This window comes from Wolbachia endosymbiont (group B) of Camptogramma bilineatum (assembly GCF_947251825.1).
Lineage (GTDB): Bacteria > Pseudomonadota > Alphaproteobacteria > Rickettsiales > Anaplasmataceae > Wolbachia.
The window spans coordinates 83,596-108,646 of record NZ_OX366391.1 but is presented as its reverse complement, the minus strand read 5'-3'; the positions used below and the strand labels follow the sequence as shown (position 1 = coordinate 108,646).

The 25,051-nt window shown below is 34.2% G+C and carries 29 protein-coding genes and 3 tRNA genes; 19 read left to right on the top strand and 13 right to left on the bottom strand.

Going from position 1 to position 25,051, the window contains the following annotated elements:
• Positions 1-76 precede the first annotated feature (76 nt).
• Positions 77-1,315: a cell division protein FtsA gene (ftsA, locus tag OPR44_RS00600; RefSeq protein ID WP_010403853.1), complete on the bottom strand. Its 1,239-nt coding sequence runs from the start codon at positions 1,313-1,315 to the stop codon at positions 77-79.
• A 137-nt stretch (positions 1,316-1,452) separates the two neighbouring features.
• Between ftsA and def the strand changes: the two genes are divergently transcribed.
• The 3 genes from def to OPR44_RS00585 all read left to right on the top strand — a co-directional run bounded on the left by def (position 1,453) and on the right by OPR44_RS00585 (position 3,729).
• Positions 1,453-1,992 (top strand): peptide deformylase, encoded by a 540-nt coding sequence (gene def, locus OPR44_RS00595; RefSeq protein WP_264375094.1) that lies wholly within the window; start codon positions 1,453-1,455, stop codon positions 1,990-1,992.
• Positions 1,982-2,755 (top strand): uracil-DNA glycosylase, encoded by a 774-nt coding sequence (locus OPR44_RS00590; RefSeq protein ID WP_010403847.1) that lies wholly within the window; start codon positions 1,982-1,984, stop codon positions 2,753-2,755. Before def ends, OPR44_RS00590 begins: the two co-directional genes overlap by 11 nt.
• A gap of 446 nt (positions 2,756-3,201) precedes the next feature.
• Positions 3,202-3,729 (top strand): demethoxyubiquinone hydroxylase family protein, encoded by a 528-nt coding sequence (locus tag OPR44_RS00585; protein ID WP_265015018.1) that lies wholly within the window; start codon positions 3,202-3,204, stop codon positions 3,727-3,729.
• Between the two features lie 131 nt (positions 3,730-3,860).
• Here OPR44_RS00585 and OPR44_RS00580 read toward each other — a convergent pair whose 3' ends face one another.
• Positions 3,861-5,093 (bottom strand): hypothetical protein, encoded by a 1,233-nt coding sequence (locus OPR44_RS00580; protein ID WP_265015017.1) that lies wholly within the window; start codon positions 5,091-5,093, stop codon positions 3,861-3,863.
• Between the two features lie 249 nt (positions 5,094-5,342).
• Here OPR44_RS00580 and purF point away from each other — a divergent pair, with 249 nt between their 5' ends.
• On the top strand, positions 5,343-6,728 hold the full coding sequence (gene purF, locus OPR44_RS00575) for an amidophosphoribosyltransferase (protein ID WP_265015016.1): 1,386 nt from the start codon (positions 5,343-5,345) through the stop codon (positions 6,726-6,728).
• 459 nt (positions 6,729-7,187) lie between these two features.
• On the opposite strand, the gene OPR44_RS00570 is transcribed toward purF, so the two are convergent.
• The 4 genes from OPR44_RS00570 to OPR44_RS00555 are packed head-to-tail and all read right to left on the bottom strand — an operon-like array spanning position 7,188 to position 9,982.
• On the bottom strand, positions 7,188-7,667 hold the full coding sequence (locus OPR44_RS00570) for a dihydrofolate reductase (RefSeq protein ID WP_064085991.1): 480 nt from the start codon (positions 7,665-7,667) through the stop codon (positions 7,188-7,190).
• Positions 7,664-8,917 carry a dihydropteroate synthase gene (folP, locus tag OPR44_RS00565; RefSeq protein ID WP_264376556.1) on the bottom strand — a complete coding sequence of 418 codons (1,254 nt, stop codon included), beginning with the start codon at positions 8,915-8,917 and terminating at the stop codon, positions 7,664-7,666. The genes OPR44_RS00570 and folP overlap by 4 nt, the downstream gene beginning before the upstream one ends.
• On the bottom strand, positions 8,914-9,300 hold the full coding sequence (locus OPR44_RS00560; RefSeq protein WP_143689820.1) for a dihydroneopterin aldolase: 387 nt from the start codon (positions 9,298-9,300) through the stop codon (positions 8,914-8,916). Before OPR44_RS00560 ends, folP begins: the two co-directional genes overlap by 4 nt.
• Before the next feature lie 22 nt (positions 9,301-9,322).
• Entirely contained in the window at positions 9,323-9,982 is a 660-nt protein-coding gene (locus OPR44_RS00555; protein ID WP_108784268.1) for a CADD family putative folate metabolism protein, read from the bottom strand.
• A gap of 180 nt (positions 9,983-10,162) precedes the next feature.
• Between OPR44_RS00555 and OPR44_RS00550 the strand changes: the two genes are divergently transcribed.
• Positions 10,163-11,284: an alpha/beta hydrolase gene (locus tag OPR44_RS00550; RefSeq protein WP_265015015.1), complete on the top strand. Its 1,122-nt coding sequence runs from the start codon at positions 10,163-10,165 to the stop codon at positions 11,282-11,284.
• Positions 11,285-12,133: 849 nt separating this feature from the next.
• On the opposite strand, the gene OPR44_RS00545 is transcribed toward OPR44_RS00550, so the two are convergent.
• The 3 genes from OPR44_RS00545 to OPR44_RS00535 form a co-directional block, all read right to left on the bottom strand.
• A tRNA-Ile gene (locus OPR44_RS00545) sits at positions 12,134-12,210 on the bottom strand.
• 39 nt (positions 12,211-12,249) lie between these two features.
• A complete protein-coding gene (trxA, locus tag OPR44_RS00540; RefSeq protein WP_007302120.1) occupies positions 12,250-12,576 on the bottom strand; it encodes a thioredoxin in 327 nt (108 codons plus the stop codon).
• A 79-nt stretch (positions 12,577-12,655) separates the two neighbouring features.
• Positions 12,656-13,276, bottom strand: a complete 621-nt coding sequence (locus OPR44_RS00535; RefSeq protein WP_265015014.1) for a ribonuclease D — start codon at positions 13,274-13,276, stop codon at positions 12,656-12,658.
• Between the two features lie 159 nt (positions 13,277-13,435).
• Between OPR44_RS00535 and OPR44_RS00530 the strand changes: the two genes are divergently transcribed.
• The 4 genes from OPR44_RS00530 to OPR44_RS00515 all read left to right on the top strand — a co-directional run bounded on the left by OPR44_RS00530 (position 13,436) and on the right by OPR44_RS00515 (position 15,834).
• Positions 13,436-13,500: transfer RNA gene (locus OPR44_RS00530), tRNA-Gly, on the top strand.
• 102 nt (positions 13,501-13,602) lie between these two features.
• On the top strand, positions 13,603-14,085 hold the full coding sequence (locus OPR44_RS00525) for a hypothetical protein (protein WP_265015013.1): 483 nt from the start codon (positions 13,603-13,605) through the stop codon (positions 14,083-14,085).
• Between the two features lie 44 nt (positions 14,086-14,129).
• Positions 14,130-15,014, top strand: coding sequence for a GTPase Era (gene era / locus OPR44_RS00520; RefSeq protein WP_265015012.1), 885 nt, complete (start codon positions 14,130-14,132; stop codon positions 15,012-15,014).
• Positions 15,007-15,834 carry a 3'-5' exonuclease gene (locus OPR44_RS00515; protein WP_264375102.1) on the top strand — a complete coding sequence of 276 codons (828 nt, stop codon included), beginning with the start codon at positions 15,007-15,009 and terminating at the stop codon, positions 15,832-15,834. The genes era and OPR44_RS00515 overlap by 8 nt, the downstream gene beginning before the upstream one ends.
• Before the next feature lie 42 nt (positions 15,835-15,876).
• On the opposite strand, the gene OPR44_RS00510 is transcribed toward OPR44_RS00515, so the two are convergent.
• Entirely contained in the window at positions 15,877-17,190 is a 1,314-nt protein-coding gene (locus OPR44_RS00510) for a lipase family protein (protein ID WP_265015011.1), read from the bottom strand.
• Positions 17,191-17,518: 328 nt separating this feature from the next.
• On the opposite strand from OPR44_RS00510, the gene OPR44_RS00505 reads away from it, so the two are divergent.
• The 5 genes from OPR44_RS00505 (at position 17,519) to OPR44_RS00485 (ending at position 21,126) form a co-directional block, all read left to right on the top strand.
• On the top strand, positions 17,519-19,561 hold the full coding sequence (locus OPR44_RS00505) for a WD0745 family porin (RefSeq protein ID WP_265015010.1): 2,043 nt from the start codon (positions 17,519-17,521) through the stop codon (positions 19,559-19,561).
• A gap of 121 nt (positions 19,562-19,682) precedes the next feature.
• On the top strand, positions 19,683-19,907 hold the full coding sequence (locus OPR44_RS00500; RefSeq protein ID WP_265015009.1) for a ParD-like family protein: 225 nt from the start codon (positions 19,683-19,685) through the stop codon (positions 19,905-19,907).
• A 32-nt stretch (positions 19,908-19,939) separates the two neighbouring features.
• The gene (locus OPR44_RS00495) at positions 19,940-20,182 is read left to right on the top strand and encodes a type II toxin-antitoxin system RelE/ParE family toxin (protein ID WP_230608979.1); all 243 of its coding nucleotides are present in this window, start codon (positions 19,940-19,942) and stop codon (positions 20,180-20,182) included.
• A gap of 37 nt (positions 20,183-20,219) precedes the next feature.
• Positions 20,220-21,008 (top strand): DUF2163 domain-containing protein, encoded by a 789-nt coding sequence (locus OPR44_RS00490; RefSeq protein ID WP_265015008.1) that lies wholly within the window; start codon positions 20,220-20,222, stop codon positions 21,006-21,008.
• 31 nt (positions 21,009-21,039) lie between these two features.
• A tRNA-Ser gene (locus OPR44_RS00485) sits at positions 21,040-21,126 on the top strand.
• A gap of 131 nt (positions 21,127-21,257) precedes the next feature.
• On the opposite strand, the gene OPR44_RS00480 is transcribed toward OPR44_RS00485, so the two are convergent.
• Positions 21,258-21,527 carry a hypothetical protein gene (locus OPR44_RS00480; RefSeq protein WP_265015007.1) on the bottom strand — a complete coding sequence of 90 codons (270 nt, stop codon included), beginning with the start codon at positions 21,525-21,527 and terminating at the stop codon, positions 21,258-21,260.
• Between the two features lie 141 nt (positions 21,528-21,668).
• Positions 21,669-21,911, bottom strand: coding sequence for a hypothetical protein (locus tag OPR44_RS00475; RefSeq protein ID WP_265015006.1), 243 nt, complete (start codon positions 21,909-21,911; stop codon positions 21,669-21,671).
• Positions 21,912-22,054: 143 nt separating this feature from the next.
• Between OPR44_RS00475 and OPR44_RS00470 the strand changes: the two genes are divergently transcribed.
• From OPR44_RS00470 to OPR44_RS00450, 5 genes are all read left to right on the top strand, one after another.
• Positions 22,055-22,288, top strand: a complete 234-nt coding sequence (locus OPR44_RS00470) for a hypothetical protein (RefSeq protein WP_265015005.1) — start codon at positions 22,055-22,057, stop codon at positions 22,286-22,288.
• A complete protein-coding gene (locus OPR44_RS00465; RefSeq protein WP_265015004.1) occupies positions 22,272-22,433 on the top strand; it encodes a hypothetical protein in 162 nt (53 codons plus the stop codon). The genes OPR44_RS00470 and OPR44_RS00465 overlap by 17 nt, the downstream gene beginning before the upstream one ends.
• A gap of 20 nt (positions 22,434-22,453) precedes the next feature.
• Positions 22,454-22,564, top strand: a complete 111-nt coding sequence (locus tag OPR44_RS00460) for a hypothetical protein (RefSeq protein ID WP_264375108.1) — start codon at positions 22,454-22,456, stop codon at positions 22,562-22,564.
• Between the two features lie 345 nt (positions 22,565-22,909).
• Positions 22,910-23,098, top strand: a complete 189-nt coding sequence (locus OPR44_RS00455) for a hypothetical protein (protein WP_038249248.1) — start codon at positions 22,910-22,912, stop codon at positions 23,096-23,098.
• Entirely contained in the window at positions 23,092-24,735 is a 1,644-nt protein-coding gene (locus tag OPR44_RS00450; protein WP_265015003.1) for a recombinase family protein, read from the top strand. Before OPR44_RS00455 ends, OPR44_RS00450 begins: the two co-directional genes overlap by 7 nt.
• An 88-nt stretch (positions 24,736-24,823) precedes the next feature.
• On the opposite strand, the gene OPR44_RS00445 is transcribed toward OPR44_RS00450, so the two are convergent.
• Positions 24,824-24,979: a type II toxin-antitoxin system RelE family toxin gene (locus OPR44_RS00445; RefSeq protein WP_265015002.1), complete on the bottom strand. Its 156-nt coding sequence runs from the start codon at positions 24,977-24,979 to the stop codon at positions 24,824-24,826.
• Between the last annotated feature and the right edge of the window lie 72 nt (positions 24,980-25,051).

The following is a 25,051-nucleotide window of genomic DNA, read 5'->3' as shown; positions in this document are numbered from 1 at the left end:
ACGAATCAATTTATCAATCTTGAAATAATTTTCTTTATACTTCCTTTGACGGATATCAAAACTTTATTTGGTAAAATCAAACCGTGACTTTCGATTTAACCCAATTATACAATTTACTCATTTTACCATCTTGACCGAGCATTCCAGAGTTATTTTTATAAAAAGTGTCAACTATTAGCTTGATAGAGCCTATGGCAGCAGAAAATACGGGATTTTTATCATACTCGCCATCAAGGCCACTGAGAGACTCAGGGCATCCAATGCGGACTTGTTTGTTGAATATATAGCTTGCAATCTCTTTCATGCTTGTGAGTTGACTGGTTCCACCTGTGAGCACTACTTTATTGATTGGATCTTTTTGTTCTTGAAATTGTTCTCTTACCAGTTCAAATATCTCCTCAACTCTAGGTCTTATGATGTCAATAAGTTCGGACTTGGGTACTCGAGTCGGTTCATCATTTTCACTGTTTTGCAGTGTAATATATTCGTTCTCATCTATTGAAGTTACGACAGTGCTACCGTATAGTATTTTTATGCGTTCAGCATGCTCTATACTTGTGCATAGTCCATAAGCTATATCTCGAGTGATGTGAATGCCGCCAATTGGAATGCTGCTTGTGTATATAAGCTTCCCTCTCTTAAAAATTCCAATTGCAGTACACCCACCCCCTATGTCAACAATGGCAGTTCCTAGCTCTTTTTCATCTTCACTTAGACAGGCAAGGCCTGCAGAATATGCGGAAGCAATACAACCAGCCATACTTATCCCGCTATTATTAGTTATACAATTTTCAATGTTGGTAAGCGCTGGACGCGAAGCAGTGACGACATTAACATCAGCAGATAGTCTTTTTCCGTACAATCCACCAACCTCTTTTATATCAGTCATGTCATCCAAGTGATATTTCAGTGGTATATTGTGAATGATAACATTTTCTTCGATATATTTCTCAAACGTCTGAAAGACTACACGTTTTATATCTCGGTCTGAAATTTCGTGATTAGCTGCAATAATTTCGTTATATACGTTAAAAGATGAGACTCCACATCCGGCTACATTCACATATATCTGGTCTATAGTCTCTTCTGATACTTGCTCAGCTAAACCTATAGTTGATGAAATAGAGTAACTTGCATGCTTTGCATCAGTTATTGATCCACCGCTTATACCTTCTGCACTTTTATAACCCGTTCCTATTATTTTATAGCTGAAGTTGCTATTGATCTTAACAATGAGACAGATAATTTTTGTTGTACCTACGTCTAAAACGGCAAAAACATTTCGCTTTGGTTTTATTATTACTGCAGAGTACATTGGTTGACCTTATGACACAATTCCATTCAAATTGTAGCTTCCTTTAATAATTTATATTTCTATTAAAAATACAGCAACATTTTAATATACCCAAAATACTGTACAAAGGAAAAAATAAAACATAAAATTTTAATTTTATGTCTAAATTGCCAATTGTAATTGCCCCTGATGAAAGGTTAACTACACGTGCCAGTGAAGTAATAGATATAACCGATAAAATTAAAGAATTAGTAAACGACATGTTCGAAACTATGTACTATGCAGAAGGTCTTGGTCTTGCTGCAGTACAAGTTGGAGTGCTGAAGAGAATTTTTATCATGGACGTTCAGCCAGAAAAGGTTGGAGATGAGCTAGCAGGGTATGACTCAGTTGGCAAGTTTTGTATGATTAACCCTGAAATTACAGAATTATCGGGTGAACAAGTAATTCTCAAAGAAGGGTGCCTTTCAATTCCAGAGCAAAGCCATGAAATTAAGCGTCCAAAATATTTAACTGTGAAATATAAAAATTTAAATAACGAAGAACAGACGCTAAAAGCTAGTGGTTGGCTTGCAAGGTGTATTCAGCATGAGTTAGATCATTTAAATGGTATATTATACGTTAGACATTTGTCTAAATTGAAGTACGATATGGCTATGAAAAAAGCTCAAAAGGTTAAGAGGCACTATGAACAATGAAGATCTAGAATTGTTGAAGTTCTATCATGAAGTGGGTGTTGACTGCACGCTAACTGAAGGTGAAGAGGAAAAAAAAGTGGAAAATGAGAGAGCTGCACAGTCTTCTGTCATCGAGCAGAAAAAAGCCATGTTCCCAAGTGACTGGATCATTGAAGCAAGGAAGCTTGCAAGTGAATGTGGTAGTGTAGATGAACTAAGAAGTGCAGTTAAGTCATTTGAGGGTTGTGAAATAAAAAAAACTGCAACTAATACTGTTTTTTCCGATGGTAATCCAAATGCAAAAATCATGCTTGTTGGTGAAGCACCAGGAGCAAATGAAGACCTGAAAGGCATACCATTTTGTGGTGCAAGCGGAATGCTGCTCGATAAGATGCTCGGTGCAATTAATCTGGACCGCACTAAGGTATATATAAGCAACACCGTGTTTTGGCGTCCACCAGGTAATAGAAAACCAACTGATCTAGAGCTTGATATGTGCAGACCATTTGTTGAGAAGCATATTGCTCTTGTTTTACCGCAGATTCTGATTTTTGTTGGAGGAATCGCATGTTATAGCCTTCTTGATAACACAAAGACTATATCGAACTTGCGTGGCAAATTTCATACTTATACTAACCAATATTTATCTCATGCAATTACCACAGCCGCTATATTTCATCCAGCCTATCTACTTCGTCAACCAGCACAAAAACGCTTAGCTTGGGAAGATTTAAAGAAGATTAGAGAATATCTTGATAATACTAATAACCACACGGATGTTTAGCTTACTACTCGTTATCATCTTAGTACCGGCTAATTGCATTAAATATTGAAAAATTTACTAAACAGAGAAAAAGGCAAAAGAAAATCTATCAGCTACTACCTATTTTTTTAATTGGCGTTTTTCATTGTATTAAATGCTTTGATAAGCGCATTTTAGCTTATGTGGGTAAAAGTTTTATAAAGACATAGAGTGCACATAGTGCAAAAAATTAAACATCAAGTATATTGAGCTTTTTGTCGTTTTATCTGCACAGACTGAAGATAAATAATATATCTTCACCCTTATTTTAAGGAGAATGGCGGAGTCCGTCAAGTAACTCTTGCCGTTGCTATAGCTGCTTGAGTTCCTGTAATCACAATGTTGGTGCAATGCACGCATGGAATTTTATTTACTCTATAATATGTTGGTTTATAGTAGTACTAATGCAGAAATAAAGGGAGGAGACATTGGAAAGCAATATAAAAAAATTGAAAGGAAAATTTTTAGAACAAGCAATTAGAGTAAATCATGCTGGCGAATATGGAGCCATTTGCATTTATTCCGGTCAAAAATTTATTCTTAAAAAATCTTCCATAATTGACAAAATAATTGAAATGGAGGAGCAGGAAAAAAAACATTTCCACTATTTTAATGAGAAAATCAAGGAGCAAAGAGTTCGTCCTACTGTTTTGTTGCCAGTTTGGGGTGCTTTAGGGGTATCACTTGGTGTTGTAACTGCCATGATGGGTAAAAAAGCCGCTATGGCTTGCACTGCTGCAGTTGAAGAAGTGATCGGAGAGCACTACAAGGAGCAAGTCTTACATTTAGAAGATGGGGAATTAAGAGAAACTATAAGTAAATTTCGCGATGAGGAATTAGAGCACAGAGATATTGCAATTCAGCACAATGCCGAAAGCGCACTTGGCTACAACGTTTTATCTTTGTTCATAAAAACAAGCTGCAAAGCTGCTATTTACCTCTCTAAATTGATTTAATCAATCACTATTTGACAACCAACCACATTTGCCTTTAGTTCTTGTGCTAATTGCTGCCCCATATCCTCTACTACAATCGAATGCGTATGAATGTTTATAATTAATTTCTTAATTATTATCCTAAAAATACATTAATTTAATTCCCTATTAGAGTTTTCTTGTTGTTGTAAACATGTTTGCATAAGACTAGTAGATGGAACGTTTTTAATAGTCTGAGTTAACTCCTCAGGAATATTTTCAAAACTCTTGCCCATAACTTCTAAAACACTTTTCCCCTGTATAAGACAATTCCCTCCAAAGCTTGATTTGTTTTCTAACTTGCTAAACCTTATTTTGCTTTTCTCATCAATTTCTACTACCATTTTGTTACCATCTTTCCGTAGATAAATACTAATCTCTCCTATTTTAGTAGTAAAAAATATTTCAATACCACCTTTTAAGATATCTGTGTAATTTCTTTTTTCATCTTCTGTAATTTCAACTTTTACTATACTTTCCTCAATCTGAAATATGCCAACTTCTAAATCCTTAGCTTTTTCATTATTTAAAGTTCTCGCAGTTTCAACAATACTACCTTGTGGATACTTAATATAAAAATATTTATTATCTACTTCTACTTCAAGATCATATTTATCAATTTGCTTGTTATTTTCTTTCACAATACCTTCATATGCTAGACCCTCTAGCATTTTTTTCTTACTCTTACATTGTTCGTTAAGATCATTTAAATAATTAGAGCCGTAATATCCGCCTTCAATATCGCTATAAAAAGATAATCCTTTTTCTACCCCACCTTTTAACACTAAATTACGAGTGATCTTTTGTATGATATTTTTTGTAGTTGAATTGTGTGGATTTGCATGAAAGCGATTAATTAATTCTTCCATTTTTTCAAATATAAAATTTGTTACAGTCTTATTATCCTTACCGTAATATGAGTTTAATCTTATTCCTTGATTTAAATAACCCTCTATTATGCGTTCCATGTACTTTAAAACGCTTTCTTGCTCATCGTGTTCTGTTATACCTTTTATCATCTCATCACAAAATTTTTTAACTAGAATTTGTTCATCTGTAGTCAATGGTATTTGCAATTTCGTAGAAGATGAGTCTCGCTCAAAAAGATAAATTATTGACAATTCTTCTGCTCTTTTAATAAAGTCATAACTTCTTAGATATTCTGCAACATCTTTGTTTTTTGCGTACCTTTTCTTGATTAAATCCATATGCCTATCTTTACGACTTATAGTCGGTAATTTTGGATTTGATGAACTACTCTGTTGACTATTGAAGAAGCTGTTAGAGAACTGTTCAGGCTCTAAAATAAGATTACTTTCACCTTGTTTACCTACTTGCTTAGACATATTATATACCATAACCACTAAAACTTTTTAGTGATTACTTCAATACATAGATAAGTCAATAAAAATATCTTTTTCTCTTCAGTGCTAAAAAATTGTCAAAAATCTCAAAATTGGTTAATTGCATATAACCTACTTTCTGGTATACATCAAAACTACCGTAGAAAGCTTCAACTTTGAAAGGGATTAACAAATAAAATTCTTGTACTTTGCCTCTACTAAAGTACAATCAGGCTTTATTTAATATTTTTCATGCTTGATGAAGTACATGAGGAGTGCGGGGTATTTGGCATAAGTTACAACCAAAGTGCTGCTTTTAACTCTATACTTGCTCTCCACGCTTTGCAGCATAGAGGTCAAGAGTCTTTTGGCGTAGTAACCAGTAACAACGATAAGCTGCACTCTTATCACTTTCAAGGCCAAGTGAGCAGTGTATTTGATGATATAGATGAAATAAAGAAATCCTTACCTGGAGATTGTGCAATAGGTCATGTTCGATACTCAACAAGTGGTAGTAAATTTGGAGTGCAGCCCATGTTTGGCAAAAGTGGCAAATTTGGGGATTTTGCCATAGCACATAATGGTAATTTAATTAATATTTCTCCGATACGCGAACAATTAATTAAACAAGAGTGCGTTTTTCAGTCAGATATTGATACAGAAGTAGTAGTGCATCTGACAGCAAGCGGTGAAAAAGATAGCTTTTTAGAGAGTTTTATATATGCATTAAAGCAAATACAAGGTGCTTATTCTTTTGTGGCAATCAGTCAAGAAGTAGTTATTGGAGTACGTGATCCATCTGGAATCAGGCCTCTTGTTTTAGGAAAGTTAAACGGTTCTTACGTTCTTGCATCTGAAACTTGTGCTCTTGATATAATAAATGCAGAGTTTATTAGAGAAATAGAACCAGGCGAATTAGTTACCATCAGTTCGGATAGTAAGCTAGCCTCAATGTTTCCTTTCCCACAGCAAAAATCAAGTTTTTGTATTTTTGAATACGTTTACTTCTCGAGACCAGACAGCATAATGGAGAAGAGGTCCATATATGATATAAGAAAAGAAATAGGAAGAATACTTGCAGAAGAGAGCCCACCAAAAAACAATGTAGATATGGTTGTAGCAATACCTGATTCTGGAATACCTGCAGCTATTGGATATGCAAAGCATTCAGGATTACCTATGGAACTGGGGATAATTCGTAATCATTACATAGGAAGAACTTTTATACAACCCACCGCTGAAGTACGTAAAGTTAGAATAAAATTAAAATTCAATGCTAATAAGCACACTTTGAAAGGCAAAAACATAATTTTAATAGATGATAGTATAGTGCGTGGTAGTACGCTCAGAAATATAATAGTTATGCTAAAGGATGCAGAAGTAAAAGAGATTCACCTCAAAATTTCAAGTCCACCAATTAAGCACTCTTGTTTTTATGGAATAGATACACCAGATTGCAAAGATTTAATTGCTGCGACTCAATCTATAGAAGAGATAAAGGAAAGTATAGGAGTAGATAGCTTAGCCTTTTTGAGTATTGATGGGCTATACAGAGCTGTTAAAGCAGAAAAACGTAACAATGCTACACCGCAATATTGTGATGCTTGTTTCACTGGTGACTACCCAATTGGTAAGTAATCTATTATTAATGAAGGTGAGGTTTTTTCTATGTTATATTAACAGTTTTAAAAATAGATTTTTTGCATAACCATATAGTTTTTGCCTGGGCGTCATTTGAGTGAAAACTACTTTACAAATTTCGTCATTCCCTTTACTATGATACTAAGAGTATTTATCCTTATTTTTGACCTGCAGGCTCAATCACAAAATCAGTAAAAAACTCAAATATTTATTGGCAAATTACACAAAAATTATAGCGGCTTTTTTTATTTTTTCTACATTCAGCCAAAACGCGCTTGTTAGCACATTATTATAGCGCCAATTTACATTATAAAACTCGTCACACGGGGATTCTTCTGCCTTTTTTCTTCGTTTGGTAAATTTCTTAATATTTATAGCTAAAGCTTCAGGCTAGCACTTGATGCTGGGATCCAGCTTTCATTAGAAACGTTGATTACTTTTATGCTAATAATTTTACTACTCTGCTGAACGGATACAATTGAATATAGTATAGTCTTCTGTTCTGACGAGAATAGTTTTATTCCATCCATCAAAAAATGCTAAATTGAGGTATGTATCACCCTTATAGGGCTTGTGAATTTCAGTTATAATAAATTCTGAGATTAGGTTATGCTCTAAAAAAAGGTGTGCTATTTGTGCCCCACCAATCACAAAGACTTGAGAACTACTTTGAATTGACAGAAATTCTTGCATGGAAGAGACAACAGTACATTTTGGACCTCTATTAAAACACTTGTTACGGGAGAAAACAATAGGTGTACGATTCTTTAGTATGCTTTGAGGCACGGTTTCAAATGTCTTTCTTCCCATCACAATAATTTGTTTGTCGGTCACTTGACAAAAATGTTTAAACTCACTTGGATAACGCCAGGGCAAATCATTATTTATTCCAATTACCCCATTAGGGTCAACAGCCATAATTCCAATAATCTTCATCCTTTTAAGACAGCTTGGGCTACAAAAAATCTCATGTGGTCGCGTACATTATGCACTCTAAGGAAATCAACCTTATTTTGCAGTATAGCAGATGTAGCAATTGTTTCTAAATCTCTATTAGAGGGAGATTCTATGGAAAAAGAGGAAATAAATGACTTTCGGGAATGGCCAACTAAAACCTTGCAGCCAAAATTTTGTAAAGTTTCTATACTGCGTAAAATCTGAATATTCTGATACATAGATTTGCCAAAACCAATACCAGGGTCAATAATTATTGAATTTTCATCAAAACCCAGGCCTAGTAGTTTGTTAATGCTCTTCTCTGCCCAATTATTTATGATATCAATTGGGTCAGTGTCATGTGGAATAATATTGTCCTTATGTGGTGGTATCGAAAGTGAATGCATAATAACGACACTACACCCACTGCTAGCAACTTCTTTTAAGGTATTACTACTCAGATCTCCCTTCTGATCATTTACCCAGGCAATATTGTAGTGCTTCAAAACGTTTAAAATAACGTCTGGCCAAAAACTATCAATGCTGACTTCAATATCACCATTTTTCATATAGTCGCTAAGATTATCAAGTACTGGTTTTAGACGTTCATACTCTTCCTCTGGCGTCTTTATTGAAGCTCCAGGCCTTGTTGATTGAGCTCCAAGATCAACTATGCTTGCACCATCTGATACCAGCTGCAATGCCTGCTTGGTTGCTCGATTCGCATCATAATAAAGACCACCATCTGAAAATGAATCAGGGGTAATATTGACGATACCCATAAGCTTTGGTGAAAGCGTAAAACTCTTTGAAAAACAGTCTTGAACATTGAAAGCAAAGGTTTTGTTAACCATTGCCATCAAGTGGAGCAAAAATGGTCTATTTACTAATTCTGGGTGAGGAATTTTAAGGTCAGGTATATCAAGCGTTAGATCATCCCATAACAAAATATCTAAATCAATAACACGAGGTGCCCATTTTTCGTAGACTTGTGGACGACCAATATCACATTCGATTTGTTTTAAGCCTTTTAGTAGCTCCTCAGGAGAAGAAGAACAACTTCCATAGACAATCATGTTGAGAAATGGCTTGTTCCAATCAGGTGGAGCACCATTTGGTAAAATAGCCTTAGTTTCTAGAATGATCGAAGACTTTAAGTCTTTTAAATAGCGCTTCTTTAGTAACTCAGTAGCTCTTTGTAAATGGGAAAGGCGATTCCCTATATTTGATCCAATAGAAATATAGATCATTCTTGCAATTCATTACAGTAAGTAAAAAAAACACCCCCATGCACACCAGGAACTGGTGGTGCGATTTTGTGAGTAGTCACCCTGACAGAAGAAATAATATGCTTCTTTCGCAGCAAAAGGTTATTAATGGCTCTGTATATCTCATGAGTTAAATGCTCGATTAAATTAAATTGCTTGCCCTGAACAAGAGATTGAATATTTTGCACTACTTCCAAATAGCAGATAGTATCTTTAAGTTGATCAGTTGTAAGCCCTGAAGGAGGAGATTTAAAAGTGAAATCAACGTCAATACTCACCAATTGGGGAGAAAACTTCTCTTCTGCACTACATCCCAAATGAACCCAAAGCCGTAAATCAGATATAAGAAGATTACATGCTACCACTGAATTTAGTATCTACTTATAATTAATGACAAACATCAACATTCATCATGCCATCAAGAAAACCCCATAAGAGTTTTGCTCCTTTTTCAGCGCCTTGCATAACTTTCTCTTGTTCTTCTTCGTTTAAATCTGCAATAAGGTTTGCACATTCTTCAGAATGCCACTCATCAGCTTCCATATGAACGGTAAAAAATTTGAGAGAACGCTCATCATTTATTGAATAGTGTTTTTTCAGACCTTCAATTTTAGACTTAGAAACCTCTGGAGTTTGACGTTCATAAGCGTACAGAGCTCCAAGACCTGCTGCAAAATCTGATTTTACAATGTCAAAATAACCATCAACTAATTCTCGTGTCTCCTTAATTTGTGCATTTTCACAAAGTTCTGAACGTGCTACTCCCAGTCCTTCAGCAAAACGCTGCCATAATTCTGGGTGATTCTCGTCGCCTTGTTCTTCCTCTATTAAATTACCAAGTAAAACTTGCCGCATTTTCAAATTCGGACACAAGGAATGTATACCGCTGATATAACGAGGAAAAGCAGCAACATGGTGATAATATTCCTTAGCGTAGGTTTGCAGAGCCTGCAGGCTTAAGCTACCTTCATTCCATGACTCGTAAAACGGGTGTTTTAATAAGTGTAAACTATCTAATTGATTATTAAGTGATTGAACAAATGTCATAAATAAACAGTAAATTGTTTTAAGCTACGTTTAGGTTTATCAAATGTCAAGAGGCATTTCTCACTACTACTTTAATTCCGATAAATATAAAGATAGATACGCTATAAGTTAATTTTTTAGTAAAATTGATTTTTTCTAAAATTTCATGTATTATTAAATCAATATAGTGAAAAACGCAAAATGAAAGTAACAGAAGAAAATACAATAAAAATTAGGGAAGAGTTCGTAGAAGTTCAAAATGGAATGCGAATTCAAAAGATAGTGATGTCAAACTCGAAGAGCAGTGCAGATAGCAGAAAGAAAAAGCATATAGTTTACTTTCCAGGGCTTACATATACTTTTGAAAAAGAGCCAAATGAAGACAAAAGTGAATGGAATTGGGCAGCTGAAGCAGGTATGGATGTTCACCTTATTAATTTTCCTGGTTCTGAAAAAAGCAAAGGCCATTCTTTAAACGGTCGAAATCGAGTAAATGCAGGAATTGGAGTCATTTCAGATCTTCTAAAGCAAGGCATTCACCCAGACAATATAGTACTGTATGGAAGCTGTGCTGGAGGACCAATAGCTGCGGAGGTTTATAAAAAATTTAAAAAAGATGACAATATTCATTTAAGATGCATTATCAATAAATCCTTTAGCTCATTCAAAAAACTTGTAGTGAAATTACTACACATATCAAAACCTAAATGGCTATTTCCTCCTATAATAAAATTCATACTCAAATGCTTTGGTTGGCACTTCAAGCCACACACAATAGTAAACGACATTACTCCATACACAATTTGTTTTAACTTAGAGAACGATGGCTTTATTAGTAAGCAGGCAAACATAGGTACTAAAATTGCCGACATAGAAAAAAGTCATAGGAAAAAAAATTATCAGAAAAAAGAAACTTTTGAAGGTTTTGAGCAATACAAAGAGTTTTTCATGGAGAATACTAATTTAGCTAAAATAAAAAATCTTGAACCTGAAGTTGGAGTAATGAGAAAATGCTGGAATAAGTTTCTATCGTTACTACCTATTAAGGCAGATGATATTCACTTTTCTCCGATTACAGAATTGTGCTCATCAAGTGAACATAAATACACTCTTCCTGAGTTAATTTCACTCTTTTTAGAATCCACAGATAATTATTTTGAAAAGAAGGGCTCGCTCAATCAAGAGATAAAAACAGAAGTGATATTTGAAAAGAATAGTGAAAAAGAAATAGAGGAAAAGAAACAGTATTTTACCAATTTAAAGAATTATTCAATAAGTCAGAGTATACCTCAAAAGCTAACATCCCCGCAAATATTGAAATAAGTGTTTCTTTTGTGATTAAAAATAACATTGCATCTAGAGTATCTGCCATAAGTGATAATTTTGTGCTTTCATCATAGAGATTGTTTTCACTAGCTAATAATTTCTCACTAACTTGTGAATAAGGTTTAAAAACTTCAGAACTGTACTTATCAAGGCATTTGTTTAGGCAGTCAGGATCTGTCCATTTTTTTTGTGTGGATATAGCATTTCTGCCTACATTGATTCTGTCTAAAATTAATCCCTTTCTCTTTGTTTGATGCTTGTTGTTCCATAATATTCTTCAATTTAAATAATATTAATATTAGCATACAAATATGAACATTATGTTAATATCATTACTTTTTAGGTATACATGGCAAATTTATGCCTGGAAACAGTTTTTGGTTATTTCCTACACTTTCTTTATAAAAACCAAAGGCGCCAGTTGGTTTTTATTAGCTAAGGTAAAGGTCAAATATCTGGAATTCTGGACATAAAATCCTCCTGTATAAATTAGAAAAAAATGCAGCGCACATATGACAGAAGTGTGTATACGCTGAAAAAGATACGCTACGTTTTTTATTGAAAAGTTAATTGAAAGTCTGCAGACAAATTTGAGCTCTTAAAATATCTCTAATTGTCATTATAATCAGATTCAAAATACGCGGAAGTAATTTTTTTTGACAATAGATTTCTTTCATAACCAGGCGTCATCCCAGCTGGGATCCAATAAGAAAAACGCGCTGGAACTTTTGAATTCCAGTTATGCAAGGAATCTAATATCATGGAGTTTTCAAACACTAACAACCAAGTACTTTAATAAGGCAAAAAGCTTATCTAAGAGAGTAGGCCTTGCAATTGTATCAATAGTGGTGGGATTGGTAGGACTCGAACCTACGACCAATTCGTTATGAGCGAACTGCTCTAACCGACTGAGCTACAATCCCTTTTATCAACACCTATAATACACGCAAAAGGAAATTTGTCTACTCGCTTATTTCACTATCAACCCAACTGTGTAAATCATTTATTGCGCCAATTTTGCGTGCAATTTCCTTACCATCTTGAAATATGATTAAAGTAGGTATAGATTGAACTCCATACTTACTTGGCACCTCAGTTTCTCCATCTATGTCGAACTTGCAGATCTTGATCTTGCCTTTTCTATCCTCAGCCAATTGCTCGATACGTGGCATCAGACTTTTGCATGGTCCACACCATTCTGCCCAAAAATCTACCAGCACAAATCCTTTGTGGTTAGCAACTTCAGATTCGAAATTTTGATCATTTACCGCTTTAATATCATCACTCATAAAATACCTAAATTTTTATAAATATAGCGTATCAATTAACAGCTGATCAACTAAATTTTTCTGGATTCAAGTGAAGTGATTACATATGATGATTAAAGATATCTACACTCCCCCAACCCATTGAATCTAGCTCAATACGAGTAGGAAGAAATTCAAAGCACTTTTCGGCTAATTCTTTTCTATTTTCACGTTCTAGCATTAAATCTAGCTTTTCCTTTATTTTATGGAGATATAAAACATCAGATGCAGCATAACTTTTTTGCTTGTCTGTTAAATTTTCATTTCCCCAATCAGAAGATTGTTGTTGCTTATTTAATTTTATATCAAGTAGTTCTAAGCACAACTCTTTTAAGCTATGATTATCTGTGTAGGTGCGAACTAAACGTGAGGCTATTTTCGTGCAATAGCAAGGCAGTGCCCAAGTTTGAAGGTAGTAATGTATTATACTCACATCAAATCGCGCAAAGTGAAATATTTTGGTTATATTTTTATCCTCTAATATTTTTCTCAAATTTGGAGCTGTATAATCGTTTTTGAATTGAACTAAGTGAGCGTTGCCATCATTGAAAGAGAGCTGAACAAGGCATAATCTATCTCTGCTATGCAGTAGCCCCATTGCCTCTGTATCAACAGCTATAGATTTTACATCTCTCGGTATTGCACTAGCTGGCAAGTCATCTTTATGTACAAATATTCTCATAAATTTAATATATTTTATGACACATATAATAATCAAAAATGAGTTTTAAGTATACGAAAAGATCATAGAAAATTGGCTCTCATGATTTTCATGCATGTAGGGTTTACAAATTGTAATATGTACCTATAATTAGAAGTAGAATCTAAGCAGAATTTAACTGCGGGAGTAGCTCAGTTGGTAGAGCGCAACCTTGCCAAGGTTGAGGTCGAACCCCTTCTCCCGCTCTTTAATTTTAACATAAAAAATTTCCTTCCCCTGTTCAACTAGTTCAGCTATACTAAAAGTAGCTAAAAGTTTTTTAGAAAATTATTATTTAGGAGGGTTATATGGACAACGATACTAAAGAAATGTTATTTGCCTTAGGTATAGCTACATCAATAGGAGCACTTACAGGTTTGGAACTCAGTTTTACAACTCTATCACCATTGGTAATGGGTGGGATTGTTGGTTCTATAGTTCCAGCATTGATTACAGCTCTGTTTGCGGGGAAGCTACTATACAAATTTTGCAAAAAAGATCATATTCAAAAGGATGAAAAATATGAGCCTATCTATTCTGGTATTTCCGCACTTGCAAGTGCTGCAATTGGAGTTGGTCTTGCTGCAGCTACAATGGCTATTTTTCCTAGTGCAACGCTTGGAATGGGATCTGCAGCTTTAGCAGGTGCAATAATAGCACCCATAGCAGTAATTGCAGGGTTCCTTGTAGCATTTGGTATTATTGAACCAATAGCTCAGAAAGTGAATGAGTATATTGTATCACCTATAGTTGAGCGTTTTTCTTCAAAAGGGGAAGAGAAAGCTATATAATAATCAATTGACGTTAGCATTTAGTTTTCTTTATAATTTCCTTTGTGAAAGAACAAAAATGCTTATTTGTAACGATAGCTGGTTTGCCAAATGCTGGAAAGTCAACGCTAATTAACAGCATCGTAGGCAAGAAAATTGCAATTGTCACCCCTAAAGTGCAGACAACAAGGACGCAGGTAAGGGGTGTTGCTATATGCAACAATGCGCAAATTGTTTTTACTGACTCTCCGGGAGTGTTTTCAGCAGAAACAAATCTTGAAAAAGCTTTAGTCAAATCTGCATGGGGAGCAGTTAAGGATAGTGACATTACTTTATTGCTTGTTGATGTAAACAATTACCTAAAAAATATAGAAAGAATAAAAACGATATTTGCACGACTGGAGCGCACAAAAGGCAGATGCATTTTGGTTATCAATAAAACTGATTTAGTAAAGAAATCAGGGCTCAAGATGGCACATGAGCACCTAAATTTGCTTTATAAGTTTGAAAAAATTTTTACGATCTCGGCACTGAAGAATGATGGACTTTCTGATCTGACTAGTTACTTGTCTAAAATTGCACCGATAGGCCCTTGGTTTTATGAAAAAGATCAAATAACTGATTCCTCAGCTGATTTTTTATCAGCGGAAATTACGAGAGAAAAGTTATTCTTGAACCTACGTGAAGAATTGCCATACTCTACAGCTGTTATAACTGAACAATTTGAGGAAAAAAAAGATAAGAGTTTAGTCATAAAACAGATCATATTTGTATTGAAAGATAATCATAAGAAAATAGTGCTAGGAAAAGACGGCAGTAGCATAAAAAAAATTAATATCGAGGCGCGTACAGAATTGGAAAAGTTATTTGAGTGTAAAGTTCATCTCTTTTTGTTCGTAAAAGTGCGACCTTGGACTGATCGCCCTGAGGAATATATAAGTAATGCTTAATTCTTTGTTAGTATTTGATATTGAAACTATACCAGATGTAAATTCCTGCAAGAATTTACTAAATATTAGTGATGATAGCAGTGTAGAAGAAAAGAGGAACGCATTAACAAAATATCATCTTGAAATAACAAACGGGCAAAACTCTTTTCTGCGTCAGCCCTTTCACCTTGTTGTAGTCATTAGTTTTTTACTTTGTAATATAACACGCCAGAGCGGTTATGAAATGTTCACACTACAAGAAATAAGATCTGGAGGCACAGTAAACTCCAATGAAAAAGAGCTAGTAAAGGGATTTTTTAACTACATATCAGAGAAAAAGCCAAGACTAGTTTCGTTCAATGGACGCACTTTTGATATACCGGTACTGAAGTACCGTTCTATGGTTCATGGCATTCAAGCAGAATATTTTCACAAAGCTGGCGATAAGTGGAATAGTTACAATCAGAGGTACAGTAGTGATTGGCATTGTGATTTGCTTGAATCTCTCTCTGATTTTGGAGCTTCTGCAAGAATGAAGATGAACGAAGTTTGCGCAGCATTTAATCTTCCTGGTAAGATTGGAGTCGATGGGTCACAAGTTATGGGCTTATACGATAGTGGCAAAATACAAGAAATTCGCGATTATTGCGAAACAGATGTAATTAATACTTATTTGATTTACTTGAGATTCATGCATCATCAAGGAAGAATTACTACAGAAAGCTATAATAAGAGCATAGAAGAACTGCTTTTAGAATGCGAAAAAAAAGAACACCTAAAGAAATTTAAAGAAGAATGGAAAATAACTTCTGGTGAAAATTTTTATATTGAATGTAAATGAACAGATGCTATGGAGCAATCTAATGATTGCTCTGTATAGTAGTTATAAACTCCTTGTAGTAGAAAAGACATTTTGATGTGCCCTTTGCTTAACTTCTGCTTGTTCAAGCTTAGAAAAATTTTCTAAGTTTTTATCTTGGTATTCCTTTTTTACTTTCTCGAAAAAATTTTGTCCACCAAGAATATAATCACCTAAATTAGCAGCATAATATTGAGCATTACCTAAAACTGCACAGTTAATTCGACTTAATATTCTCGAAGGGTAATAAAAGAGAGAAACGTTATTGTTCGATCGGAAATCCTCTTCATCCATTATTTTAATGGCTTCATGATAACCATCTATTTGATGAACAAAATATCCTTCAGGTACTGATATTCTCAATTGTGCACCTACATGAGCATAACCACAAATACCAGGTGATACCGCTGGTACTGGGTCTTGTCTATGTTGAGTTACTCTAATGGTTTTTTCTTGAAGAACATCATTATAAAATTCACTAGCAGTAAGATCAAAAACTCGTGGATCACCAAAAGTTGCAACATGAACATCTTCAGCTCCTTCTGTTTTATTGAGGCATAAAGCAGCTATCTTAGCAATAGCTCCTCCCATACTGTGACCTGTGAGATTAATTTTAAAATCCTTGATTTCTGATCCCTGTTTTTCAGCATGAGATTTCAAAATGCCATACAGATTAGGCCATGAATCCATAAATGAATTATAGAAACCACAATGAATTCTTCCACCTTCAGGTAAAAATTCCGAAGTAGCAAAAAGTACATTTATATCAGTAATTCCATCATTAAAACTCTGGCTCAGACGAGTACCATGGTAAGCTATTGTTATTTCTTTACCTTTTATAAAAACGTGACCAGCATCTTTTTCAAAGCTATTACCAAATGGAATAATTTCATAACCTTCGCTGATGAGTTCAGCTCTAGTTTTATACATTTTTTCAGTAGATGGAACAATTTCAAAATCTTCTACAATTTCAAATTCAGTTTTGTATACTCTTTGAGCTAGGTTGTTACATCTTTTTTTACTTAATTTACCATCATCATCGCCATAGCTTATCTTGCAGAAATTACCCATTTCTAATAATTTCTCTCTATCAAATCCTGCAATTTTTACAATACTTTCATCTATTTTATAGTCAGAAGGTAAAGAACATGGCTCATTTGGATCAGCACGATTTATAAATTCATAATCTTCAATGATCTCAAATTCATCGTCATATTCTTTCATCTCGTATTTGCCATCATCTACTGAAATAGAGTCTGGCTGTTCAGTATTACCTGGCTCTGAGCCTGTAGCAGCACCTGTAGTGCTAAACCAATTTCGTAAAAAACTAAAATCCATAAATACCTTGATTATTAAAAATAAAACAATAATTCACTAATTATAATATAAACTAATATTATTGTCAATAGTTATATTAATATTTTAATCTTTATGTACTTTCACTTGAGTAAATTTTACTTCCATAGAATAAGTATAGAGTTATAATACACTAACAAGCAAACCTCTGTACTAAATTTTGGTTAATATACACGTTGAGCGTATTAAGAAAGTTGCTTTTAAAGTATTGCATTTTACTTTTATTTTCGCTATAAGGTTGCTTTAAGTTGGATTTTCAACACCTTTATACTATTTATGTTATGATTTTAAAATTTTTTGGGGGCACTTCATGAAAAAATCTATTTATACTAGAACTGCTCTAGCTTCTCTATTGACTTTATGTTCTTTCAGTGGCTTTGCTGCTGACTTTTCTGACGAGAGTATGAAGGAAGTAAAAAAGCAAGAGAGTAACGAGTCAATCAAAACTTCTGGAAAGATGGAAGTGATGAAGACGTCAAATAAGAAACTAAAAGAAAAAATGGACAGGATATGTAATGCTGATCCAAGAAAAAAAGCTGAGGAGCTTAAGAAAAAAGAAGAATTAAGATTAGCAGCTGAGCAGAAGAAAAAAGAGGAGTTAAAATTAGCAGCTGAACAAAAGAAGAAAAAAGAAGAGTTAAAATTAGTAGCAAAACAAAAGAAAAAAGATAAAATTAGGCTAGCAAATGAGAAAAAAGCAAAACTTATAGGAGATTCAAAAGCGAAAGCCCTGAAAGTTAAAAATTCTAATGTAGAAAAGTCAAAAATTAAGGGTTCTAAAACTAAGAATGCTAAAATTGAAGCTAAAGATATAAAAAAGGATGTAAAAGTTGTTAACAGCAATACAGAGGAAAAAGGTAAGGCAAGTCCTGTTGTTTCAGTTGGTGGGGTTGATATTATCAATACCAATCAAGGGGATGGTTTAAGAATAACTTTCGGTGGCGTTGTTGATTCTCAAGGTTATGGTAACCATGGGCTAAGTGGCTATAACCATTATAATGTTATGCCAGGTAAATCTACAGATTATTTTAACAATACTACAGATAGTATAAAAGGAGCAAATCCAATATTTCCTAAAGGGATAGGGAATATTGGTGATTACAGTGAAAACATGGGCATGATTTCAGATGCAATATTGCACTTAAGAGCTGAAAATAAAAATGAGGATATTGGTCTTCGTTATGGTGCCGATGTACAATTCCATGTTCCAGTTACTGAAGGTAAAGGAGCTTCACAAGGCGTGAATGCTGCAAGAGGTAGAAGTGCGCATGTATTCTTAAATTCACAATATGGTGATCTGAAACTTGGCTATCAGTTTGGTCCTGAGTCTCTGATGAGACTTGATGCAACAAGAATTGCAACTGTTGATGGAGCTGCAGATAGTGACTGGTTCAGAAAAGTAAACTTAGAAGGAAGTGCTGCAAACTTTCCATTTTACGTAACACCACGTCTTTACACTGAAAGCTTCTCGAGCGAGAGCGAAAAACTCTCCTTCCGTATGGCAGGAAAATACAACAAAGAGGTTATGACCACATTGCCATTTAGAGCTGCTTACTACTCGCCGAATTATATGGGTGCAAGATTTGGTCTTAGCTACTCACCTCGCTACGATAGTGGTTTATCCGTTGTAAAAGAAATAGCTCCAGATTTCCTCAAAGATTCAAGTAATAAGGTAACAGGGGTAAAGAATGAGGAAACGTTAAGACATGTTGGACCAGATTACCAGCATATAATAAGTGCTGGTGCGTCATATGAATATGACTTTAGTAAACATAATGTAAAAGTTAAAACTTCCGTAGTTGGTGAATATGGGTTTTCAAAGCAACCGAGTAAAGATAAGCATCTTTATAAGGAATTTGTAGAGTACAATGACCTGATGGGTGTTAATTTGGGTGTAAGCGCTGATTATAAGATTGATGAAGGTCAAAATATAAAATTCGCTGCTTCTTTTGCATATTTAGGCAAATCTGGTCAACCGAAGAGTATCAAGGAACTCAACCCTACTTCAAAAGAATATAAAGAGACTACTGATATTGCTAGAAAAAATGGCTTAAAGCAATTTAATGACAAGGACAGCATGTATTGGACTGCAGGTGCTGGTTATCAATATGATAATATCTACACAAGTTTGACATACTTTGGTAGCAGAATGAGCGATAAAGATATGCTTCATGATGTTGCACTTGGTGTTCAGTATGATCTATCTTCTTGCAATAAGAGCAAGTTTGTTCCTTATGCAGCCTTACATTATTTTATGACTGATGAAAAAGGTGTGCTGAAAGATCAAAAGGGTACTGATGTACCTTCTAACCAAGGAATTCTTCTACTAACTGGTGTGAAGTTTTCTTTCTAATTTGTTCTAGTAATACACACCACAACTTGAATGTGGTGTGTGTTTTCACTATGCACTTTCAAAATGTTGAAAAAATTTCCAATATATGATATAATAGCTAAAACTAGGAAGTAATAATCTAATGAGTATAACAGTAAATCTTGATGGGGAATTTGAGAAGATAGTGCAGTCTCATTCCGTATTGCAAAATCGTTCTGTACCGCAACAAATCGAGCATTGGGCTAAGATTGGTCAGATTGTTGAAGATAACCCTGAGCTAAGCTATAATATTATCAAAGAAATCCTTTTAGGCATTGAGGATATCAAGTCAGGTAATGTTGAGGAGTATAAGTCCACAAAATTTTGAAGATTCTTCTCACCAACACTTTTAAGCGGTCAATGAAGAAGCTGCACAATAATCAACTACCCAAACTTGAAGAAGCCATCAAACAAATTCAAGGTAACCCATATATTGGAGAGCTAAAGTCAGGCGATCTTGCAGGTGTTCGCGTGTATAAATTCTCTATTTTTAATCAACTGACATTATTAGCCTATATTCACAACGAACAAAATAACATATTAACACTTCTTGCATTTGCTCCACACGAAAATTTTTATAGAGATTTGAAAAAACAAGTGTAGCTAAATGCAGGTATGCCATTATTTATAAGAGGCAACTATGCAAACCAAACTAAAAAACCATTTAACTGGAGAATTACTTACCATCGCTACTTGCTGGAAATTAACACTTGTAGGTGGGAAAGTAATGGGATTTACCGACTATGACGAAGATTTAAATCTCAATAATATACTCTATAAATCTTCAAGCGGTTTTATAGCCAGCAGTATAATATTAAATAGCGATTTGAGAACTGATAATCTAGAAATTGAAGGAATATTAAATAGTGCTGATATTAAAGAAAAAGATGTTTTATCAGGAAGGCATGACTTTGCAAATATTGAAATATTTCTTGTGAATTATAAAGATTTGAGTCAGGGAATTATGAATTTGCATGCAGGAACTTTTGGTAAAGTAACATTAAATAGTGGGAGGTTTATCGCTGAAATTAGAGGTCTTGCGACAAAGCTTGAGAGAAGCATAACAGAGCTATATTCTCCTGTATGCAGGGCACAATTTTGCGATGATAGATGTAAAGCTGATGCTAAAAAGTTTAGTAGAATGAGCACAATTACTAAAGTGATAGATGAAAGAAGATTTGAAGACACTAATTTAATCGAAAGCGATGGATATTATAAGCACGGAGTGTTTAGTTCAGCAACATTTGAAGTTGTAGTTAAAGAATACAAAAATAAAGTAGTTACATTATTTGCTTCTCCTCCATATCAAATTTCTACCGGAGATAAATATTCGATACTTGCAGGTTGTGATAAAGCGTTTTTAACGTGCAAAAACAAGTTTAACAATACTGTGAATTTCCGTGGCGAACCATGTATACCAGTTGTTTAGCAGCATAATTTTTAATATTATGAATAAGTATGGAAAGGTGGCTGAGCGGTCTAAAGCACACGCTTGGAAAGCGTGCACATATGAAAATATGTCGGGGGTTCGAATCCCCCCTTTTCCGCACATTATTTCTAGTATAACATAGGATTTTCCGTTTTGTTCTTGAACGTAATAACCATATAGCATTAGCACTTCAGCTCCGCAATTTTTCAGAGTCATAATATAGCCTCACATTTTTTCAACCTGTATCTACTACAGAACAGAAACTGAATCTGCGAGAGCATGGAAATTGTCTCCAATACCTCTTAATGTATCACTTACATCAATAGATGCTGACTTTTGTGAATCAGATGGGGAAGCCTGTAAATCACACTTGAGTTTGCATACTGCCTCATCGGGCACAGTCCATGAATTTTTTTCACAGTTGTTGAGGCAATTGCGATGCCATGCGCTCACATACTGTACATCCAACTTTTGTTGTAAATCTACTCCTATTTTTTCACTCTGTAAATTTCCTAACATAATATTCTCCTTAATTAAAAAATTAACATAATTATAACATATAAGCATTAATACTATACTAACAATAGTATGGTTGCTTTTATTGAAAATTCCGGGAGAAAAGAGAAGCCTCACACTTTTTCGATATTAAAACTGTACCTTCTACAGAACAGAAAATGAATCTGCAGAATAATAGGAAATATCTTCTGGTGTATCCTTTGTATCACTAAATGATGCATACTCGTAATTACAATCTCTTTTGCACAGTGCTTTCCACGCAGGACTATCAGTAGCCCTTTCACACCATCTGTGACAATCATGATGCTTATTAACTTTAACACAATCTGATCTTCCCGAATTAGTACATTCTCTTAATTGCTTAACATAATCATAACAAAAACTCATAATATTCTCCTTGATTAAAAAATTAATATAATATTAACATATCAGTATTAATATAATATTAATACTGATATAATTACTTCGCTTTCTTTATTGAAAATTTTAGGAAAATGTTGTATAATTATTAGTAGATTTCGGTAAAACTTATGGCAAACGCTAATTTAGCTTTCAGTAAAGAAACTTTACAGCATCTTACTGAGTTATCTGAACTTACTAAGCAACCTGCTCAAGCATTAGCAGAAAAACTACTTAAAGAAGCAATAGATAGTGAAATGGAAGATTTTTTGCTATCTGTGGTTGCTGATCAATATGATGTTGAAGGTGCAGAAACAGTTGATTACAAAGATGTAAAGTGGAGATTAAGTGGACTACAAGATTAAATTTTTGAAGAATGTCACTGAAAAAGATCTTCCAGCTTTACCGATAAAAATAGAATCAAGAGTAAATAAAGCAATACAGGAACGCCTTACAGTCGATCCATTGGTGAGCCTTTATACCATAGCTTTAAAGGGTTTAGAAGACTAAGAGTCAGCGATTACCGTATTATGTATTGTGCAGACACCAAAAAACATGAAGTAACTATTATTACAATAGGACATAGGGATACCATTTACGAGAAAGCTTTGAAGGTACTTAAGAACTATGTTTTTCAATAATCGTTAAGTTACGTAAGTAAATTATAAATATTATATTATACACCTCTCCTTCCTCTTCACCTTAGGTGGCTTTGCTCAGCTCAAAAATAACTCATTTTTTGACTATACCCCTATAATTTTACTATTCTACAGACTATAAAATCGATGCTAATAACGAATTAGAGATAAACGTTGCAAAGAATCGCAGTGGCTCAACCGGAAAGGTTACAGGACTCCGCCAACAATATTGCAATAAACCTGAAACTTGAGAAGACTATTTCTCGAAAGCTTCTACAAAAAGAACGGAGAGTTGAATTTATTTATAGAGCTAATGATCAAATAACCATATGTCTCGATGGATAATATATGGTAGAGCTCATGGGCAACAAGAAATTAATAGTGCGGATTAGTTGTAGTTATGAAGTAAATCGATTAGCAGAGTTGTATCTATTAGATGCATATGAAAAATTAGTGTTAAGTAAACCAATAAAAGCGAGCAAAAAGGAAGAAAACTCTGAATATAAGAAAGTAGATTTGAGGACGGTAAAATGGTAACAGTTAGTTTATATGCAAGAGTTTCTTCAGGGAGGCAAGCACAAGAAGATACAATAGCAAGCCAAATTGCTGCTATAGAGAATCAAATTAGTATGGATGGACATAAATTATTAAATGAATATAAATTTATTGATAATGGTTATAGTGGTTCTAACATAATCCGTCCTGGTTTGGAAAAATTACGTGATAAAATAGCAGAAGGTAACATTGATAAGGTTTATATTCATTCTCCTGATCGTTTATCTCGTAAGTATGCATATCAGATGATATTACTTGAAGAGTTTAAGAAGTTAGGAGTGGAAGTCATTTTTTTAAATTATCAAATTAGCGATAATCCAGAATCTCAATTACTATTACAAATGCAAGGTATGATAGCAGAATACGAACGTGCAAAAATCATGGAACGAAGTCGTCGAGGAAAGATTTATGCAGCAAATAAGGGTTGTATAAGTGTAATGAGTGCTGCTCCTTATGGCTATCGTTATATAAACAAAAATACAGAAACAGGACAGGCCTTATTTGAGATTTATGAAGAAGAAGCTGAAGTTGTTCGTAAAGTATTTTCTTGGGTAGGAAGAGAAAGAGCCAGTATAGGAGAAGTATGTCGTAGGCTAAGTGCTATTTCCATTATGACGAGAACTGGAAAAGAGTATTGGGATAGGGCTGTAGTTTTGAGTATGTTAAAAAACACTGCTTATAAAGGACAAGCAGCTTTTGGTAAAACAAGGTTTGGCGTAAAACTAAAACATATAAGACCGAAAAAAAACTCCTGCGAGCATCCAAAAGATAATTATTCTACTTATCCTGTTCCAAAAGAGGATTGGATTTATATTAAAGTACCTAGTATAGTAAGCGAAGATTTATTTGAAATCGTTCAAGAACAATTAGCTGAGAATAGAAAAATAGCAAGAACAAGACAAAGAGGAGCAAAACATTTATTGCAAGGTTTAGTAGTATGTAAGCTTTGCAATTATGCATATTATGGTACTAGCACTGCAAGGAATAAGGAGGGGAAAAAAACTAATAATCAGGTATATTATCGTTGTATTGGTACGGATTCATACCGTTTTGGCGGTAATAAAATGTGTAACAACAAATTAATTCGTACAGATACATTGGACATGGCTGTGTGGGAAGAGGTAAAACACCTATTAAAAAATCCAAATAGAATATTAGAGGAGTATAAACGTAGACTTTCAGAACTTAAAAAATCACCACTAGATCAAAAAAGCGCTTTGCTTGAAACACAAGAAGATAAGTTAAAACGAGGTATTGCAAGGTTAATTGATAGTTATGCTCAAGAATATATTGATCAAGAAGAATTTGAGCCAAGAGTTAAAGCAATGAAACAAAACTTAAAAATGGTTGAAGAACAAAAGAAAAAGATATTTGATCAGAAAAAACTCACACAAGAGTTAACTCTAGTAGTAACAAATTTAGAGGGGTTTTCCTCTAGTATTAACTCAAGTCTTAATAATGCAGACTGGCTAACTAAACGTGATATTATTAGAACGTTAGTTAAGCGAATTGAGATTGATTTTGAGGATGTAAACATCGTGTTTAGAGTAAAAGAGCTTCCAGACTCTTTTCATATGGAAAAAAATCAATGCTTGCAATGTTGTTGTAGGGGTAAGTAAGTTAATACTGGAAGGATATTAGTATGGAGCCTCAGACTCGTAAATGTCTTTTCTGTGTTTTATTGAAACACTTCATACTTTGCAGCATTTACATGATACGATAATCGCCAGTTCTCAGTCTTCTGTATCCTTTGAGTTTGTAACAAAACGATTCACCAAAATCAATTGGATTAACTGTAAGTCGCTCTTTCACTATCTCTTCAACTCTTAACTTTATTGTTTTTGGAAAAGCTCTTCTTACCAAAATTTTTCAGGAATTTAATCTTACAGAGCTTTAGTCCCACCTATAGTGGTAAGATTATCTACTTATTCTTGT

Bases quoted from the DNA above. Each gene is read 5' to 3' on its own strand.
- OPR44_RS00570 (WP_064085991.1), bottom strand. From the start codon at position 7,667: ATGAAGATTATTGGAATTATGGCTGTTGACCCTAATGGGGTAATTGGA.
- OPR44_RS00505 (WP_265015010.1), top strand. From the start codon at position 17,519: ATGAAAAAATCTATTTATACTAGAACTGCTCTAGCTTCTCTATTGACT.
- OPR44_RS00590 (WP_010403847.1), top strand. From the start codon at position 1,982: ATGAACAATGAAGATCTAGAATTGTTGAAGTTCTATCATGAAGTGGGT.
- OPR44_RS00455 (WP_038249248.1), top strand. From the start codon at position 22,910: ATGGTAGAGCTCATGGGCAACAAGAAATTAATAGTGCGGATTAGTTGT.
- OPR44_RS00555 (WP_108784268.1), bottom strand. From the start codon at position 9,982: ATGACATTTGTTCAATCACTTAATAATCAATTAGATAGTTTACACTTA.
- OPR44_RS00500 (WP_265015009.1), top strand. From the start codon at position 19,683: ATGAGTATAACAGTAAATCTTGATGGGGAATTTGAGAAGATAGTGCAG.
- OPR44_RS00475 (WP_265015006.1), bottom strand. From the start codon at position 21,911: ATGAGTTTTTGTTATGATTATGTTAAGCAATTAAGAGAATGTACTAAT.
- purF (WP_265015016.1), top strand. From the start codon at position 5,343: ATGCTTGATGAAGTACATGAGGAGTGCGGGGTATTTGGCATAAGTTAC.
- OPR44_RS00550 (WP_265015015.1), top strand. From the start codon at position 10,163: ATGAAAGTAACAGAAGAAAATACAATAAAAATTAGGGAAGAGTTCGTA.
- folP (WP_264376556.1), bottom strand. From the start codon at position 8,917: ATGATCTATATTTCTATTGGATCAAATATAGGGAATCGCCTTTCCCAT.
- OPR44_RS00470 (WP_265015005.1), top strand. From the start codon at position 22,055: ATGGCAAACGCTAATTTAGCTTTCAGTAAAGAAACTTTACAGCATCTT.
- OPR44_RS00535 (WP_265015014.1), bottom strand. From the start codon at position 13,276: ATGAGAATATTTGTACATAAAGATGACTTGCCAGCTAGTGCAATACCG.
- OPR44_RS00480 (WP_265015007.1), bottom strand. From the start codon at position 21,527: ATGTTAGGAAATTTACAGAGTGAAAAAATAGGAGTAGATTTACAACAA.
- OPR44_RS00495 (WP_230608979.1), top strand. From the start codon at position 19,940: ATGAAGAAGCTGCACAATAATCAACTACCCAAACTTGAAGAAGCCATC.
- OPR44_RS00525 (WP_265015013.1), top strand. From the start codon at position 13,603: ATGGACAACGATACTAAAGAAATGTTATTTGCCTTAGGTATAGCTACA.
- OPR44_RS00510 (WP_265015011.1), bottom strand. From the start codon at position 17,190: ATGGATTTTAGTTTTTTACGAAATTGGTTTAGCACTACAGGTGCTGCT.
- OPR44_RS00460 (WP_264375108.1), top strand. From the start codon at position 22,454: ATGTATTGTGCAGACACCAAAAAACATGAAGTAACTATTATTACAATA.
- OPR44_RS00490 (WP_265015008.1), top strand. From the start codon at position 20,220: ATGCAAACCAAACTAAAAAACCATTTAACTGGAGAATTACTTACCATC.
- OPR44_RS00515 (WP_264375102.1), top strand. From the start codon at position 15,007: ATGCTTAATTCTTTGTTAGTATTTGATATTGAAACTATACCAGATGTA.
- trxA (WP_007302120.1), bottom strand. From the start codon at position 12,576: ATGAGTGATGATATTAAAGCGGTAAATGATCAAAATTTCGAATCTGAA.
- OPR44_RS00450 (WP_265015003.1), top strand. From the start codon at position 23,092: ATGGTAACAGTTAGTTTATATGCAAGAGTTTCTTCAGGGAGGCAAGCA.
- def (WP_264375094.1), top strand. From the start codon at position 1,453: ATGTCTAAATTGCCAATTGTAATTGCCCCTGATGAAAGGTTAACTACA.
- OPR44_RS00580 (WP_265015017.1), bottom strand. From the start codon at position 5,093: ATGTCTAAGCAAGTAGGTAAACAAGGTGAAAGTAATCTTATTTTAGAG.
- ftsA (WP_010403853.1), bottom strand. From the start codon at position 1,315: ATGTACTCTGCAGTAATAATAAAACCAAAGCGAAATGTTTTTGCCGTT.